The sequence below is a fragment of the Kaistella solincola genome (genome assembly GCF_000812875.1).
In the GTDB taxonomy this organism is placed as follows: domain Bacteria; phylum Bacteroidota; class Bacteroidia; order Flavobacteriales; family Weeksellaceae; genus Kaistella; species Kaistella solincola.
This window is the reverse complement of sequence record NZ_JSYK01000003.1, coordinates 107,251-122,938: the sequence shown is the minus strand read 5'-3', so window position 1 is coordinate 122,938 and position 15,688 is coordinate 107,251. Positions and strand designations below refer to the sequence as shown.

Annotated in this window: 18 protein-coding genes; 8 read left to right on the top strand and 10 right to left on the bottom strand. The window is 39.5% G+C overall.

The genetic code is table 11. The annotated features are described in order from the left end of the window. Positions 1 to 5 precede the first annotated feature (5 nt). The 4 genes from OA84_RS04615 to glyA form a co-directional block, all read right to left on the bottom strand. Positions 6 to 800, bottom strand: coding sequence for a polysaccharide biosynthesis/export family protein (locus tag OA84_RS04615; RefSeq protein ID WP_039343148.1), 795 nt, complete (start codon positions 798 to 800; stop codon positions 6 to 8). A 59-nt stretch (positions 801 to 859) separates the two neighbouring features. Continuing rightward, on the bottom strand, positions 860 to 1,507 hold the full coding sequence (locus tag OA84_RS04610) for an outer membrane beta-barrel protein (protein WP_039343136.1): 648 nt from the start codon (positions 1,505 to 1,507) through the stop codon (positions 860 to 862). A gap of 214 nt (positions 1,508 to 1,721) precedes the next feature. After that, positions 1,722 to 2,150, bottom strand: a complete 429-nt coding sequence (locus tag OA84_RS04605) for a regulatory protein RecX (protein WP_039343134.1) — start codon at positions 2,148 to 2,150, stop codon at positions 1,722 to 1,724. 125 nt (positions 2,151 to 2,275) lie between these two features. Then, positions 2,276 to 3,541: a serine hydroxymethyltransferase gene (gene glyA, locus OA84_RS04600; RefSeq protein ID WP_039343132.1), complete on the bottom strand. Its 1,266-nt coding sequence runs from the start codon at positions 3,539 to 3,541 to the stop codon at positions 2,276 to 2,278. Positions 3,542 to 3,786: 245 nt separating this feature from the next. On the opposite strand from glyA, the gene OA84_RS04595 reads away from it, so the two are divergent. Continuing rightward, positions 3,787 to 4,311, top strand: coding sequence for a Smr/MutS family protein (locus tag OA84_RS04595; RefSeq protein ID WP_233701820.1), 525 nt, complete (start codon positions 3,787 to 3,789; stop codon positions 4,309 to 4,311). 39 nt (positions 4,312 to 4,350) lie between these two features. Here OA84_RS04595 and OA84_RS04590 read toward each other — a convergent pair whose 3' ends face one another. Then, a complete protein-coding gene (locus tag OA84_RS04590) occupies positions 4,351 to 4,653 on the bottom strand; it encodes a DUF6370 family protein (protein ID WP_039343130.1) in 303 nt (100 codons plus the stop codon). Between the two features lie 250 nt (positions 4,654 to 4,903). Between OA84_RS04590 and OA84_RS04585 the strand changes: the two genes are divergently transcribed. Together OA84_RS04585 and OA84_RS04580 are read left to right on the top strand one after the other, a co-directional pair. Further along, positions 4,904 to 5,620 carry a DUF3822 family protein gene (locus OA84_RS04585; protein ID WP_039343128.1) on the top strand — a complete coding sequence of 239 codons (717 nt, stop codon included), beginning with the start codon at positions 4,904 to 4,906 and terminating at the stop codon, positions 5,618 to 5,620. Between the two features lie 173 nt (positions 5,621 to 5,793). After that, on the top strand, positions 5,794 to 6,387 hold the full coding sequence (locus OA84_RS04580) for an RsmD family RNA methyltransferase (protein WP_039343126.1): 594 nt from the start codon (positions 5,794 to 5,796) through the stop codon (positions 6,385 to 6,387). A 7-nt stretch (positions 6,388 to 6,394) separates the two neighbouring features. On the opposite strand, the gene murI is transcribed toward OA84_RS04580, so the two are convergent. The 5 genes from murI to OA84_RS04555 form a co-directional block, all read right to left on the bottom strand. After that, positions 6,395 to 7,219, bottom strand: coding sequence for a glutamate racemase (murI, locus tag OA84_RS04575; RefSeq protein WP_039343123.1), 825 nt, complete (start codon positions 7,217 to 7,219; stop codon positions 6,395 to 6,397). 136 nt (positions 7,220 to 7,355) lie between these two features. Beyond that, positions 7,356 to 8,483, bottom strand: a complete 1,128-nt coding sequence (gene hemW / locus OA84_RS04570) for a radical SAM family heme chaperone HemW (RefSeq protein WP_084060842.1) — start codon at positions 8,481 to 8,483, stop codon at positions 7,356 to 7,358. Positions 8,484 to 8,539: 56 nt separating this feature from the next. Further along, positions 8,540 to 9,484 carry a PorP/SprF family type IX secretion system membrane protein gene (locus OA84_RS04565; protein ID WP_039345677.1) on the bottom strand — a complete coding sequence of 315 codons (945 nt, stop codon included), beginning with the start codon at positions 9,482 to 9,484 and terminating at the stop codon, positions 8,540 to 8,542. 44 nt (positions 9,485 to 9,528) lie between these two features. Continuing rightward, complete coding sequence (locus tag OA84_RS04560; protein ID WP_394332716.1) at positions 9,529 to 10,584, bottom strand: RluA family pseudouridine synthase; 1,056 nt, start codon at positions 10,582 to 10,584, stop codon at positions 9,529 to 9,531. 63 nt (positions 10,585 to 10,647) lie between these two features. Continuing rightward, complete coding sequence (locus OA84_RS04555) at positions 10,648 to 11,694, bottom strand: PASTA domain-containing protein (RefSeq protein WP_039343118.1); 1,047 nt, start codon at positions 11,692 to 11,694, stop codon at positions 10,648 to 10,650. Positions 11,695 to 11,823: 129 nt separating this feature from the next. Between OA84_RS04555 and OA84_RS04550 the strand changes: the two genes are divergently transcribed. The 5 genes from OA84_RS04550 (at position 11,824) to folB (ending at position 15,620) form a co-directional block, all read left to right on the top strand. Further along, positions 11,824 to 12,681 carry a YicC/YloC family endoribonuclease gene (locus OA84_RS04550; RefSeq protein ID WP_039343115.1) on the top strand — a complete coding sequence of 286 codons (858 nt, stop codon included), beginning with the start codon at positions 11,824 to 11,826 and terminating at the stop codon, positions 12,679 to 12,681. Between the two features lie 51 nt (positions 12,682 to 12,732). Then, entirely contained in the window at positions 12,733 to 13,299 is a 567-nt protein-coding gene (gene gmk / locus OA84_RS04545) for a guanylate kinase (protein WP_039343112.1), read from the top strand. Then, entirely contained in the window at positions 13,296 to 14,015 is a 720-nt protein-coding gene (locus OA84_RS04540; protein ID WP_039343109.1) for a Rossmann-fold NAD(P)-binding domain-containing protein, read from the top strand. The genes gmk and OA84_RS04540 overlap by 4 nt, the downstream gene beginning before the upstream one ends. 5 nt (positions 14,016 to 14,020) lie before the next feature. Then, positions 14,021 to 15,040, top strand: a complete 1,020-nt coding sequence (gene nadA / locus OA84_RS04535) for a quinolinate synthase NadA (protein WP_039343106.1) — start codon at positions 14,021 to 14,023, stop codon at positions 15,038 to 15,040. 220 nt (positions 15,041 to 15,260) lie between these two features. Continuing rightward, complete coding sequence (folB, locus tag OA84_RS04530) at positions 15,261 to 15,620, top strand: dihydroneopterin aldolase (RefSeq protein ID WP_039343104.1); 360 nt, start codon at positions 15,261 to 15,263, stop codon at positions 15,618 to 15,620. Positions 15,621 to 15,688 lie beyond the last annotated feature (68 nt).

Genomic DNA, 15,688 nt, shown 5'->3' with positions numbered 1-15,688 from the left:
CAGTATTATCGGGTTAAGGTAAGAATTAAGGTGACAAGACCAAGGGCGACACCCCCATATCTTATCCACTGATCGACGGCTGAATTGGTTTTAACCGCTACCTGTTTATTTTTGTCCGGTTCTACATAGAGAATATCATTTTGCTGGATGTAGTAATACGGTGAGTTCACAATAGAAGCTTCAGAAAGGTCTAAGGAGACGATTTTATCTTTTTCATCCTGCTCAGAATAGCGAATCAATTTCACGTTGGTTCTGTTAGCATCATACGTGGCATCACCAGCAAGAGCCAATGCCTGGAAAATATTGAGTTTTTCGGTGGTACTGGTCTTCTGGCCCGGGCTTTTCACTTCACCCAAAACGCTGAAATTAAAATTGGCCAGGGTTACGGTAACCATGGGATCTGTAAGATAACGAAGTAAACGGTTTTCCAAATCCTGCTGCAACTGTTTCTTGGTCATGCCTTCGCAATAAATAATCCCTAAAACGGGAAAGGTAATGGTTCCTTCAGAGGTAACCATGTATTCAGCTGGACTTATCACTTGATTTGTACCCGCATCCCCAGAACTAGCAGAACTTGTTCTGGACATCGTAGAAATATTAAAGGGCCGTACTGCAATTTCGTCTAATGCAGATACCAAGATTTGCAATCGATCGCCTTCCTGAATATGGAGGCCTTCATATTTTGCTTTCGAAACTTCCTGCTCGAAATTATCATTCGAAAGGTAAACAATGTTTTCTTTGGGTTTGCAGGAATGTATAAAAATAGCGAATATAATAAATACCGTTACGTATTTCTTCATTTTTGTGTTTTTCGACTCAGAATAAAAATTTGGAAGTTTTTAAACTCCTAAAGATTCACCTATCTATTATTTCTTATATAATAATTAACCCCAACGCTTAACTGTCGGTTATAGGTTACCCCATTGGTATTGTTGGGATAAACTTTGGAAAATCCGCGGTCAAACCTTATTACAGCTTCCAAGTCATCGGTTACACGTGCACCAGCACCTACCGATAAGCCAATTCCAATTTTATTCAACTCATCGTCATTATTATACTTAAAATAGTCTATATCGTATAATTCACTGACCTGTCTATCTTCTCTCACAAGGAACTCAACACGTGGCCCTAAAAAAACAAAATAATCACTTAAATTATTATTCGGGTGGAAAAAATATTTCACATAGAACTGTGCTCCAATATAATCATGGAGGAATTTTTGACGACCATATCTACCTACATCTGCTTTTGCAACTTCTCCCTGCATGCTGTATTCCACCATCGGAACAAAGAAAAGCCATTCCCCGCCCGTAACATCACTTCGTAACATTGGAATTTCTGCCAGTACCCCCAGGGTACCACCATAACGCCCAACTGATTCGTCATGTACATTTACGATTGATCCTCTATGAAAATTGCCGGTTACACCAAATCTGGTTTCACCAGAGTTCTGAGCGCTTAAGGTTATAAAAAGCACGAGTGCAATTATTAAATTTATTTTTTTCATAAGTAGTTTTTTTCAATAGTATGTGTTCCCAGTTTTTAGAAATATCCCGCAAATTAATTAAAAATTTTTGAACTGGAAAGTTTTTTGTAATTTGAATGACTCGCAAAGGCTCAGAAAGACAATCATATACTAATTCGTTTTTTATATATTATATTTATGTTGCCCATAAGTTTAAATAAAAATAATCAGAAATTATTCTTTAAAATATATGAATTTATTTTCCAATTTCACTTAGGGTTTGCTGAATAACTTCATATTCAAAGCCCTTTCCTAAAAGATACTTAATCGTTCTTGACTTTTTCTGGTATTCCTGAAAACCTTTCTGCTTGCAATAATAATCGTGCCAGAGTTTTTTTAATGTGTTTTCATAATCGGTATCATCGATTTCATCAAAACTTTTATTAATCAACTTTTCTGGTACACCTTTAAATTTCAAATGATTACGGATTTTATTCCGTCCCCAGGATTTAATATAAAACTTACCTCGTATATAACTGCGCGTAAACCTTTCTTCATTCAGATAATTTTCCCGCATCAGATAAAGCAGAATTTCCTCCTTTGCCTCGAGCACCAGTAAAAAATCACGCATTTTCTGCTCAACTTCCTGATGGCATCGGTCCTGATAAACACAGTAATTAACCATCTTCTGTTTGATTTCCAAAAACGTGTAAGACTTGTGTTCCAAACAGTTATGCTAAAATTAAATTAAAAAAATGCTTACTTCTTATCAAATTTAAAATAAAATTTCAAAATTATCAGCAACTTTTTTTAAAAATTAAACAAGGCTTTTCCTTCCATCATCTGATTTACCTTTTTCCGTACATCATTAATAGTATTTTCATCATTGATGTTCATCACCACATCGTTGATCAAACCTGCAAGCACTTCCATATCAGCTTCTTTCAATCCACGCGTGGTAATTGCAGCGGTACCCAAGCGGATTCCGGAAGTCGTAAACGCGGATTTATCATCAAAAGGCACCATATTTTTGTTACACGTAATATCCGCTTTCACCAAGGCTTTCTCAGTTTCTTTTCCGTTTACGTTTTTATTTCGAAGGTCCACCAACATCAAATGATTATCCGTTCCACCGCTCACAATATCAAAACCATTGTCGATCATTGCTTTCGCCAAGGCGCGCGCATTCGCAACAACCTGCTTCATATAAACCAAAAACCGGTCATCAAGCGCTTCAGCAAAAGCAACCGCTTTTCCGGCAATCACATGTTCCAACGGACCGCCCTGAATTCCCGGAAAAACGGCACTGTCCAGAACTTGGCTCATCATTTTAATATCTCCTTTCGGCGTTTTGTGGCCGTAGGTATTTTCGAAATCTTTGCCCATCATAATCAGTCCGCCGCGCGGCCCACGCAACGTTTTGTGCGTCGTAGTTGTCACCACATGACAATGCTCAAACGGAGAACTCAACAGACCTTTCGCAATCAAACCTGCAGGATGCGCAATATCTGCCCACAAAGTAGCACCTACTTCATCCGCAACTTCTCGGAATTTTTGAAAGTCCAAATCACGGGAATATGCCGAATAACCAGCAATAATCATTTTCGGTTTTACTTCCAGCGCTTTTTGGCGCATCGCCTCGTAATCGATCAATCCGCTTTCTCTTTCCACGCCATAAAAATGCGCATCGTACTGAATTCCCGAAAAATTCACGAAAGAACCGTGCGTTAAATGTCCGCCCATCGAAAGATCCAGACCCAACATTTTATCACCAGGTTTCATGATCGAAAGATAAATCGCAGCATTCGCCTGCGATCCAGAATGCGGCTGAACATTCGCATAATCCACACCGAAAAGTTCTTTCGCACGATCAATAGCCAGATTCTCCACCTCGTCCACGACTTCGCATCCGCCATAATAACGTCTGCCAGGATAACCTTCCGCATATTTATTGGTCAAAACGCTGCCTACAGCCTTCATCACGTTTTCCGACACAAAATTTTCCGACGCAATCAGCTCCACTCCATGCGTTTGTCGCTGTCTTTCCTGCTCAATAAGGTCAAAAATAGGATCCATTCTTTATCTAATATTTTTTATTTTAATATCAATTTCTCTGAAATTCAAATTTATGGAAATTTTCGGGAAGATTTCCGTGCGCATTCAAAATCTTATTTTTTTGCACTGAAAATTAATATTAAAGAAATATCGATGTATTTGAGCATTTTTTTTGAAATTACATTTCATTAAAATCTGAACCAAATTAGTTTAAAAAACATCCTCCTTTTCCGGCATTTTTTTTCATTTTAAAATTAAATGTTTTAATGATTTTCCAAAAAGCTAAATTTGCACTTATGAATATTGGTGATAAAGTTTCGGTGATCGATGATAATGTAAAAGGAAAAATTACGGCTTTTAACGGCAAAAAAATTATCGTGGAGGACGAACACGGTTTTTCGCATGAATTTACTGAAAACGAAATCGTGCTTCAAAATCCCGAAATTTACAAGCATTTTCAAACCGTTCAGAAAGAAGAAACTTCAAAACCAAAATCAAAAAAGCATCACAAAAATCCTTTAGTTCTGGATTTACATTTTGAAAACTTTGAAAAGAATTCCGAAAAAATAGATGCTTTTGAGCGGTTATTTTTGCAAAAAGAAAAACTCCTGAAAACCCTGGATTTCTGCCGCGAACATAATTTAAAACGCCTCGAAATCATCCACGGAATTGGCGACGGCGTGCTGCAGCAAATGGTTCACGACGTGCTGGAAAGCCAGACCAATCTGGAGTTTCATAACAAAGAAATACTGCACCATCAGTCTGGTACAGTATTGGTTTATTTTCGTTAAAATAATTTTTTCGCTGCTATTTGGGCAAAAAATTCGGAATTAATTCACGTATTTAAAGCTGGTCGCGTAAAATTTATCTTTTTTAATTTCGCCGCTCACCACCGCTTTTTTCAAGATTTTGCAGTAACCATCGGCAGCGTGAGCGTCACCAAAAGTCTTTTTGTCAAGACCGTCAACGTGGTAAATTTTGCCGTCGATTTTCACCGCCATTGCGCAACCTTTATCGGTTTTTACTTTAAACATGCACATTCCGCACGCCGCGTCCACCGTTTGATTCTGAATTTTCTGCGCGAAAATCGTCACGGAAAACATCAGCATAAAAATCATAATTAATTTCTTCATATCGTATTTTATTTAATTTTTCTGGTTTAAATTAATGAAAAAATTACCGCTTAAAATGGCATTTTTTTTCATATTTAAATTATTGAAATTTCATTTTCCAAAATCGAAATTTTCCGGCTTATCTCTTTGAAAATTAATTTCCTGACAAAGATATAAAATCTCATTCAGCATTCGCAATGACATTGCTCAGCTCGCTTCAAATCCGGAATTTCGAAAGCCGATTAATTTTAATAAATTTGTGGCTCTAAACATGGAAAATCTCAAACTACTTTTTACCAAAGGCGGCATCCAATACCAGATTCACCGGCAAAAAAACGTGCTGAAAGAAGAAATATTGCTTTGCGGTGACGAAAATCCGGAAGAATTTTGTGCAGATCAGCTCACGCGGATTTTAAAGCTGCAAAAATTTAAAGAAATAAATGTCATTTCGGCGCTCAATCATTTCACGATGATGCCCGAAGGTTTTTCACAACACGATTTTGGTTTTTATTTAATTGCCTTCAACGCGCCTGTTGACAAAGAAAACGAAGAATTGATGTTGGCGCTGAACAAAAAATTTGGTGTTCAGTTCTATTATGCTTTCCCGAAAGTTTTCTATCAGCAGATAAAATCTCTGGCAATCCCGACGAAATTTAATTTTTCAGGTGAAGAATTTTTGAACCGGATTTCGGTGAAAAATCAGAAAGAAATTCACATCAATTTGTATCATCAGCAATGCGAATTTTTCGCGTTTGATCATAAAAAAATTATACTTTACAATAATTTAGATGTAAATTCCGAAGTAGATTTTTTGTATTTCATCATGTTTACCTTAAGCAAAATTGGTTTCGGAATTGATGAAACCCAGTTTTTCGTGTACGGCGAAACGACTGAAAATGAAACTTTTATTTCAGAATTAAAAAAATTCGTCAAAAAGCTCAAAATAAATTTCGACAATATTCCGCAAAAGAATTTTATTCTTAAATAGCTATTAATTGTGAATGGTTAATTGTGAATGGTTAATGGTTAATTACTAATGATTAAATTTTTTAGCTTTTACAATTAATCGAAAGCATTATCGTTTTAAAACCTTTAAACTACTCACTGTCACTGACAACTGATTACTGACAACTGATTACTGACAACTATCAACTAAATCCGATGTATCGAATTATAAGCGGCCAGTGGAAAGCCAAACGAATTTCCGCACCGAAAAATTTTACGGTAAGACCAACCACCGATTTCGCTAAAGAAGCGCTGTTCAGCATCCTTGAAAACCGCTACCGCATTGATTTCGCTTCGATTTCTGTGCTGGATCTATTCGCCGGCATCGGTTCCCTAAGTCTGGAATTTGCCTCTCGCGCCTGCCAGGATATTACTTCCGTGGAGATGAACGTAAAACATGCGGCTTTCATTAATTCTACCGCTGCGGAGCTGGATATGAGCTTGCAGGTCAGCCTGCAGCGTGCTGATGTTTATGATTATTTGAAGAAAAACCGCAACCGGAAAACCTTTGATTTAATTGTTGCTGATCCGCCGTTTGATACCGACGATAAAAAATACCAGGAATTGCTCTCGCTGGTGTTAAACAATAATTATCTGAAAGAAGACGGAATTTTCGTGCTGGAACATCAAAGCCGAAATTTGCTGCAACATCCCAATTTACTGGATACCAGAAAGTATGGGAACGTGAGCTTTTCTTTTTTTAAAGCTAATGAAACTGCGCCCGAAACTGCAGAAATTACAGCTGAATAACTTTTTTTTAAAGAACTTTCAGCTCCAGATCGATGGAGTTTCCAAAAAATTTTCGGGATATTTTCTCGAAATTTTTGGTTATATCCGAAAGATAAAACTGGTAAGTTGCTTCGTTATTATCTTTGTTCAGCAAACGGTGTTTTTCCAGAATTACTTTCAATTGGTTCGCCACAATACTCGGCGAATCAATGACACGCACGCGGTTTCCGTAAAACTGCTTGATTTCATTCAGCAAAAGCGGATAATGTGTACAGCCCAAAATTAAAGTTTCAATATTTTTCAACTTGCTGTTGCTCAGATAATTATAAACAATTGCATGCGTAATCGGGTGATTTTTAAAGCCTTCCTCAATCGCCGGAACCAAAAGCGGCGTCGCCAGCTCATCAACCTTGATGAATTTATTGTGCTTGCGTATGGTCTTCCTGTACAGACCTGATGAAACCGTAGCTTTTGTCGCGATCACGCCGACATTGTTGTGAATTTCATACGACACTTTTTCCGCCACCGGATTGATGACATCGATGACCGGAACTTTCTGATTCACCAGTTCCAGAACTTCTTTCAGCGCATTGGCGGTCGCCGAATTGCACGCGATAACAATCGCTTTACAGTTTTTTTCCAGCAAAAAAGAGGTAATTTTTGTGGAATAGCCAATAATCGCTTCACGCGATTTTTCACCGTACGGCAGATGCTTCGTGTCGCCGAAATAAATCAGATTTTCCTGTGGTAAAAGGCGTTTAATTTCTTTTGCGATGGTCAGCCCGCCGACACCGGAATCGAAAATACCAATAGGCTGGTCTGCCGAGAGATGACTGAAATCAGGAGTTTTCAAGCGTAAGAATTTTTGCAAAAATACGAATTTACATTGATGCGATAATGTGATGATTTGATGATGTGCAACAAAAGCATGGAAAGGCACTATTTAAAAATGAAAAAAAATGCCCAAAAAGCGGCAAATAAATTCAGGTTTAATTCACATAAAACAAATCGCTCGCAATTCCGTCGGCTAAAAACCAGTTTTTTTCCGGTATTCTGAGGTGATTTTCGCAAATTTCTAAAAGTCCGGACTGTAGTTTTTCCTGAATGACATTTTGAAAATATTCCCATAATTCCGGGCTGATCTTTTCCTTTAACGAAATTAAATCTACGCCCCAGCTTGTCCGCAAACCGATCATCAAAATTTCGTTATACTGGTCCTTTTCGCTTAAAATTTCGGTTTCTTTTGCCAGCTTATTTTGATTTACAGTCTGTATGTATTGCTGATTATTTACCACATTCCAGCTTCTTTCGTTTCGTCCGTTATAGGAATGTGCGGACGGGCCGATTCCCAAGTATTCGCCATATTTCCAGTACGCGGAATTATGTTTTGAATGAAACCCTGGCTTTCCAAAATTGGAAATTTCGTAATGTTCAAAACCGTTTTTTTTCAGAAATTCGGTCATGAAAAAAAATTCCTGATTCTGGTCGGTTTCTTTTGGTGCCGCGACTTTTCCCTGAGAAATCCAGGCATTTAAAGCGGTTTTCGGTTCAACGGTCAAAGCGTAAGAAGAAATGTGCGGAACCTGAAGTTCGATGGTTTTTACGAGGTTTTTCTTCCAGATCTCCAGATTGGAAGTGGGTGAACCGTAAATTAAATCGATGCTGATATTTTCAAAACCAAAATCCTGTGCCCTTTTTATGGAATCTTCAGCTTCGCCGGCATCGTGCGCGCGGTTCATCAACTGAAGATCTTCATTAAAAAAGCTTTGTGTCCCAATCGAAAGCCGGTTAAAAGGCGTTTTTGCTAAAGCTTTCAGAAAATTTCCATCCAAATCATCGGGATTGGCTTCAAGCGTTATTTCTATTTTTTCATTGAATGAAAAATACTTCAAAACCTCATCGATTAGCGATTGTAATTCATCAACACTTAAAAGCGACGGCGTTCCGCCGCCAAAATACAGAGATTTTAAATTCTGGTTTTCAAGCTCGTTTTTTCTTAGAAAAATTTCCATTTTCAGCGCGGCAACCATTTCTTCCTTATATTTTAAAGAAGTGGAAAAATGAAAATTGCAGTAACTGCATTTCTGTTTGCAGAACGGAATGTGAAGGTAAATCAAGGCTGAAATTTAAACTTTAGAAAATCGAAAAAAAATGCCCGAATAGCGGCAAATTTTTAATAACGATACCCTCTGGAATTGATGAAATTATCGAATTTATAACCGATGCTGATCATAAAACTGCTGCCTGCGTATTGCTGAATATCCGACATACCAAAATTATAGCTCGCACCGAAAAAGAACCGGTTTACGGTGGCTTTAACCACCGGCGAAAGTGCTAGAGTTTGGTTACCATATTTATTAAGCCCACTGCGGAAACTTGCACCAGCCGAAAATGAATTTTCATCGGATTCGGCGGTCGCCATCAAATTAATATCTACAAAGCGCGAAGAATTGGTATTTAAATTAAGCAAAACCGAAGGACTGATATAAAAACCGTCGCTTAAGTAATAATCGTAACCCGCGTTTAATAAATATTTCGTTGGTTCCGGCTCGATTCCGTTGACAATTGGGATGTCGTTGCTCAAAGCAATATCGTTGATGGAAACTCCACCGAAAAAATTGTGGTAAGTTACGGCAAGTCCGAGATTAGCATAAATGAGAAAAATGGAATCCGCGGTTAAGAGTGGATCTCCAGGTTCGGCTGGATTCAGCATACTCAAGTCAAAATTCATATTATAAAAATTGACGTTGGTACCGAAAGAGAACTGGTTTGCACGTTCGCCGTCATCATCCAAAGGAATAAAATATGACGCACCTGCAGAAATCCCGGTTGATGAAATTGGACCGTTTTGATCCTTAAAAAATGACAAACCCGCTCCTACACGGTCGAAAACATTGGCATTAAGCCCGATGGATTGTACGTTTGGCGATTGCTCGAAATTTGAAAACTGTTTCTGGTAATTTAAGTTCAAAACCACATCATCAGTTTTTCCGTAAAGCGCCGGATTGAATAGAAAATCCCCGTCTAACAAATATTGCTGGTAATACGGCAGGGTTTCCTGGCTTTTTCCGGTCGCGAAAAAAACGAGGGTGAAAAATAAAAAACCAAATTTTTTCATGCTAAAAGGCTGAATTTTCATCAAATATAAAAAAGTTTGGTGACTTAGGATTCTAAATATTTGCGCCATTTTTGTAAAGCGTCTTCCATGTCTTTAGGCATGGGACTTTCGAAATACATTTCTTTTTTTGTGGTAGGGTGAATAAACCCTAAGGTATGCGCGTGCAGCGCATGACGCGGCAAAACTTCAAAAACATTTTTGATGAAATGCTTGTATTTCGGCAGATTGATTCCTTTTAAAATCTGGTGTCCTTCATATCGTTCGTCATTAAACAATGTATGACCAATATGCTTAAAATGTGCACGGATTTGGTGCGTTCGGCCGGTTTCAAGCTTACATTCCACCCAGGTCATATAACGGAAACGCTCCAAAACTTTATAATGTGTTACGGCGTGCTTGCCAAAACTTCCGTCTTCGAAAACCGCCATCTGCATTCGGTTTTTCAGGTGGCGCCCAATATTTCCGGTAATCGTTCCTGAATCTTCTTCCAGATTTCCCCACACAAAAGCCCAATAAAGTCTTTTCGTAGTTCGGTCAAAAAACTGTTTAGCAAGAAAACTCAATGCATATTCGGTTTTTGCAATAACTAAAAGTCCGGAAGTATCTTTATCAATGCGGTGCACAAGTCCCACGCGGTCCAAATCAGATTTTACTCCGTTTTTTTCAAAATGGTAAGCTAACGCGTTTACCAGCGTTCCGTCATAATTTCCATGTCCGGGATGAACCACCATGCCGGGGTCTTTGTCCACCACAACCACATCATCATCTTCATAAACAATATTGATCGGAATATCCTGTGGAATTATCAGATTTTGGCGCGGCGGATGCGTTAACAGCACCGAAATTTCATCACCTGGTTTTACCTTATAATTTTGTTTTACCGAACTGCCGTTTACCACGACATTTCCTGCACGGCAAGTCTGGGAAATTTTATTCCGCGAAGAATTCTGCCGGAATATCTGCAAATATTTATCAATTCGCAGTGGCGCCTGGCCTTTATCAACTTTTAGCGAAAGATGTTCAAAAAGTCCTTCGGCTTCCGCTTCGGTTTCGGGACCTATTAATTCTTCATCTGGGAAGTTTTCGTGTTCGTCTGTCATCATTATTGTAAAGAAAAGCTCCAACATTTCCGTTGAAGCTTTAGAATCTTTAAGGAATTTTTATTACTCCACCACCACTTTTTTGGCTTTTGATTTTTCTTCGGTTTTCGGTGGCGAAGTTTTTGGCGTCGTAGTTTTAGTGTCTGTTGCTTTCGGCTTTGTTTCAGTAGAAGGCTTCGGCGTCTCCACTTTCGGTGTTGTTTCCGCAGGAATCGTTGGTCTTGGAACCTCCTGTGAAGGTTCCCGTCTTTGTGGTGCCGGCGGAATATAATCCGCTCCCTCGTCAATATAAACGGGTGCGTTCATATCAATTTTAATTCGGTACATCGACGTAAGTTCCGAAATTTTTCTGCCCATTTCAGCGGGAGTTTTTTTACTCGCCCAAATATCCATCTGCATTCCCTGGTCACGTACATCGCCCGGCGCCGGATCCTGGAAATAGACAATATCCGATTCATCTCCCACGCCATCTTCATATTCTACAAGACCAACTTCGAAAAGATTTTGTTTAATAATCGCTTTCGCTTCCTGCACCGTCAGCCCAACTACATTTGGTATGGTAATATTTCGCTGCGGACCAGCGCCAATAACCAAGTCAACCGAAGAAAAACGTGGCAGTAAAGCGCCCGGTTTTATGGAATTTCCGTTATAAATAAGCCTTAAAACCGCATCGCGCTGAATGCTTGGTTCATAAATCGTATCGCCCACTTTCAAACCAACCTGTTCTAACTGACGGAAAGCTAGGCCTTTATAACGGTCTAGAACATCCGGCACGGAAACCTGCGCGTACGTTCTTGGATTCACTTTCAAAACGATGGTTCTGCCGTCTTTTACGCGTGAACCCGCCGAAGGATAAATCTGTAAAACCTGAAAAGGTCTGTATTTTGGGTCATATTTAAAGCTATCTACCTCATATTCCAAACCGGAATCGTCCAGAATCTTAATCGCTTCGTGTACAGAACGGTTCATCACGTTCGGCACCGGAATTTCTTTGCCATGATTGGTATGGACTTCCAACCACCGGAAAGTAAGCCAAACCAATCCTACGAAAACTGCTGCCGCTACCAGCAAATTAACCAGAACTTTCCAATGGAAAAGCGATTTTAGCATATTTTTGAGTCTTTATTTAATAAGTGCAAATATATAAAATAATCTTTTCCGTAACTGCGGAAAGTTTTCAGGACGCTTACTAAGCGCAGACGGTTGGAAATAATTATCTTTGTCTAATAAAGAATTTCCATGATTTTATCAATGACCGGCTTTGGCCGAAGTGAAGGCGTTTTCGAAGGTAAAAAGATTACCGTAGACTTGAAATCGCTGAACAGCAAATCATTTGACCTCAACATAAAAATTCCGTTTCGTTACAAGGAAAAAGAATACGATCTCCGCAAATTATTGAATGACCGTGTACAGCGCGGAAAAGTAGATTGCTACGTCAACGTAGAATCGCTGAGTGAAGTTTCTGAAACCACAGTGAACGAAACTTTGGTAAAATCTTACATGGCAGAACTGAAAAAAATAGCCGCAGACGGGCCAGAATTTGAATATCTGAAAATGGCGATCCGCATGCCGGACGCCATTTCTTCAAAATCTGAAGATTTAACCGAAGAAGAATGGAATTTCCTTGTGAAGCTTGTAGAAGAAGCTTTAGAAAATTTCGGAAAATTCCGCCAAACAGAGGGTAAAATTTTACAGGATGAGCTCACGAGAAATATTGATAATATCGAATCTTATCTCTCGCAGGTGGAACCTTATGAAGGAATCCGGATGGAAGGTGTAAAAGAACGTTACCGAAAATCGCTCAGCGAATTTGACCAGCTTGATGAAACGCGTTTTTACCAGGAAATGGCCTACTACACCGAAAAACTGGATATCGCTGAAGAAAAAGTTCGGCTCGCGCAACACCTTAAATATTATAAGGAAGTCATGCAGCAGGAAAATTTCAACGGGAAGAAACTCGGTTTTATTTCGCAGGAAATTGGGCGCGAAATCAATACATTGGGTTCAAAAGCCAGCCACGCAGAAATCCAGAAACTCGTGGTGATGATGAAAGACGACCTGGAAAAAGTGAAAGAACAAACTTTAAACGTGCTTTAAAGGCATTTTTTTTCGTTTTACATAAAATAGATTTTAATTAAAAAATACCGTTTGAAAGAAAAAGTAATCATATTTTCAGCACCTTCCGGCAGTGGAAAAACAACTTTGGTTAAACATTGCCTTTCGCGCTTTCCGGAGCTAGCCTTTTCCATTTCGTGTACAACGCGCGCTGCAAGAGGAACTGAAGAAAACGGCATCGATTATCATTTTATCACCTCCGAAGTTTTCCGCCGGAAAATCGGTGAAAATGCTTTTGTGGAATTTGAAGAAGTTTATACCGATAAATTTTACGGAACTTTAAAATCCGAAGTGGAAAGAATTTGGGCCGCCGGAAAAACCGTAATTTTCGATGTGGATGTGCAGGGCGGAATTTCCTTGAAAAAATATTTCGGCGAAAAAGCACTTTCCGTTTTCATCATGCCGCCGTCCGTCGCAGATCTGGAACTTCGCTTAATCGCGCGCGGAACCGACGATATGGAAACCATAAAAATGCGTGTGGAAAAAGCGACGGAAGAAATTTCCTTCAAAGACGACTTCGATGAAATTGTAGTAAACGACCAACTGGAAGTCGCAAAACATAAAGTAGAGCAACTGCTGCAAAATTTTCTGAACTCATGAGAATAGCAATAATAGGTGCAGGTTGGGTTGGCAGTAAACTGGCAGACTATCTGACTAAAAAAAATTACCACCTCATCGCCACCACTACTTCGGCGGACAAAATTTTGCCTTTGCAAAAAGTCGCGAGTGAAGTTCATTTGTTAAATTTTGCACAAAATCCGGATTTCAGCGTTTTGGATTCCGTTGATATGGCCATTTTCAGCATGCCGATTTCCCGCAATTCCTGGTTTGAAGGTTTTCAAACACTCGAAACTCAATTCCCGAAAACTTTACTTTTCAGCTCCACTGGGATTTATCCGCAGGAAAAAGAAGTTTTCACCGAAGAAAACACCGGAAATTTACGGACAGACATCAGCGCAGCGGAAACTTTGGTCAGAAATCAATATCCACAGACGAATATTTTGCGTTTGGGTGGCTTGATGGGCGACGACCGTTCGCTTAAAAACATCTACAAAAACCGCGAGCCAGAAAACCCAGATAAAGCCGCAAATTATATTCATTACGAAGATATTTTAGCAGTCGTCGAACTTTTCATCAATTCCGAAAGAAAAGGTGAAACCTATAATTTGGTGGCGCCGGAACATCCAACAATTGCTGAGATCTTAAATCCGGAAAAAACCAAAAAAAGCAAAGAGAAGCAGCGAATAATTTCTTCGGAAAAATTAATCCGCGATTTCAACTATCAATTTATTCATCCAAATCCGAAAAATTTTTAAATACCATGAGCACCGAAAATTTAAATAAAGCCAAAGCAAATCTTCCCGTTCGCGGATTTCTGAAAATTGATGACCTCATCATTCCGCAAGGCGACGATTTGGTGCAGGCGATTCTGGACCTCAAAAAAGAAAAAAACGCCGTTATTCTGGCACATTATTACCAGCCGCCGGCAATCCAGGATATTGCAGATTATCTTGGCGATTCGCTTCAGCTCGCGCGCGCCGCAAAAGATACCGATGCAGATATGATCGCTTTTTGTGGCGTCCATTTTATGGCAGAAGCCGCGAAAATTTTAAATCCGAGCAAAAAAGTCGTACTTCCGGACACGCAAGCCGGTTGTTCGCTTGCAGATGGCTGTAGCGGTGAAGGTTTACGTGCCATGCGCGCCAAACATCCCGACGCGCTCATCGCAACTTACATCAACTGTAACGCAGAAACAAAGGCAGAATCCGATATTATCGTCACCAGCTCAAATGCCGAAACCATCATCCGGTCGTTACCGACGGACCGACCGATTATTTTCGCACCGGACAAAAATCTCGGTAGATTTCTCATGAAAAAAACCGGCCGCGATATGATTTTGTGGGACGGCACCTGCATCGTGCACGAGGCGTTCTCCATGGAAAGAATCGCGCAGCAACTCGCAGAAAATCCACACGCCAAACTCATCGCGCACCCGGAAAGCGAAAGCGCCGTGCTGGATCTCGCACATTTCGTCGGTTCCACTTCCGCACTGTTGAATTTCGTGGAAAAAGATGATGCACAGGAATTTATCGTCGCCACCGAAGAAGGCATTTTACACGAAATGAAAAAACGCGCGCCACACAAAAAACTCATGCCCGCGCTGGTTTTCGACGAATCCTGCAACTGCTCCGAATGTTTTTACATGAAGAGAAACACGCTTGAAAAGCTTTATTTATGCATGAAATATGAACTTCCGGAAATTACGATGGACGAAGAACTTCGCCTCAAAGCATTGAAGCCCATCGAAAAAATGCTGGAACTTTCCACCACCATCAAATAAAAATTCGGGCTTAAAAGGGCAAATTTTTTGGGCAATCTTTTTTGCCTTTCTTTGCTCTTCGCAAAAAAAAGCCGGGCTGTCCGTTTCAATTCCTCCCCGCCGCAGCGGGTCCGGGATTTCCACTTCCATCCCTATTGCTGGCTAACGCATAGGTTGAAGGATGGAGATGAAAAATAAGACGTTAAATCAGGCAATTTTTTAATTTTTTAAATGTTTGTAAATGACTTCAAAAATATTTATCGAAGACCTGAAAATTTTCGCGTATCATGGCGTTTTACCCGAAGAAACCATTCTGGGCACCTATTATATTTTGAATGTCGAAGTTCACGCCGATCTTTGGAAAGCGGTCGGCACTGATGACTTGGCAGATACCATTAATTATGCTGAAATCAACGGCATCATTCACCAGGAAATGAAAATCAATTCCAAATTGATGGAACATGTTGCGGGCAGAATTTTGAAAAACATCAAACTGAAATTTTCGCACGTGAAATTCATAAAAATAAAAATAACCAAAACAAACCCGCCGATGAAAGGCGAAATGCATGGCGTCAGCATTCAGATTGAAAATGAATTTTAAAAAAATTTGCCGCTAAAACCGGTAATTTTTTCATTTTATAAATTTTAGAAATTAAAAATAAAAAGCGG

Excerpts from the sequence above, each read along its gene's own strand:
- OA84_RS04595 (WP_233701820.1), top strand. The coding sequence starts at position 3,787 with ATGATTTTCCAAAAAGCTAAATTTGCACTTATGAATATTGGTGATAAA.
- folB (WP_039343104.1), top strand. The coding sequence starts at position 15,261 with ATGACTTCAAAAATATTTATCGAAGACCTGAAAATTTTCGCGTATCAT.
- OA84_RS04605 (WP_039343134.1), bottom strand. The coding sequence starts at position 2,150 with ATGGTTAATTACTGTGTTTATCAGGACCGATGCCATCAGGAAGTTGAG.
- OA84_RS04585 (WP_039343128.1), top strand. The coding sequence starts at position 4,904 with ATGGAAAATCTCAAACTACTTTTTACCAAAGGCGGCATCCAATACCAG.
- nadA (WP_039343106.1), top strand. The coding sequence starts at position 14,021 with ATGAGCACCGAAAATTTAAATAAAGCCAAAGCAAATCTTCCCGTTCGC.
- OA84_RS04610 (WP_039343136.1), bottom strand. The coding sequence starts at position 1,507 with ATGAAAAAAATAAATTTAATAATTGCACTCGTGCTTTTTATAACCTTA.
- OA84_RS04550 (WP_039343115.1), top strand. The coding sequence starts at position 11,824 with ATGATTTTATCAATGACCGGCTTTGGCCGAAGTGAAGGCGTTTTCGAA.
- OA84_RS04560 (WP_394332716.1), bottom strand. The coding sequence starts at position 10,584 with ATGACAGACGAACACGAAAACTTCCCAGATGAAGAATTAATAGGTCCC.
- OA84_RS04580 (WP_039343126.1), top strand. The coding sequence starts at position 5,794 with ATGTATCGAATTATAAGCGGCCAGTGGAAAGCCAAACGAATTTCCGCA.
- OA84_RS04555 (WP_039343118.1), bottom strand. The coding sequence starts at position 11,694 with ATGCTAAAATCGCTTTTCCATTGGAAAGTTCTGGTTAATTTGCTGGTA.
- OA84_RS04540 (WP_039343109.1), top strand. The coding sequence starts at position 13,296 with ATGAGAATAGCAATAATAGGTGCAGGTTGGGTTGGCAGTAAACTGGCA.
- OA84_RS04615 (WP_039343148.1), bottom strand. The coding sequence starts at position 800 with ATGAAGAAATACGTAACGGTATTTATTATATTCGCTATTTTTATACAT.
- glyA (WP_039343132.1), bottom strand. The coding sequence starts at position 3,541 with ATGGATCCTATTTTTGACCTTATTGAGCAGGAAAGACAGCGACAAACG.
- OA84_RS04590 (WP_039343130.1), bottom strand. The coding sequence starts at position 4,653 with ATGAAGAAATTAATTATGATTTTTATGCTGATGTTTTCCGTGACGATT.
- OA84_RS04565 (WP_039345677.1), bottom strand. The coding sequence starts at position 9,484 with ATGAAAAAATTTGGTTTTTTATTTTTCACCCTCGTTTTTTTCGCGACC.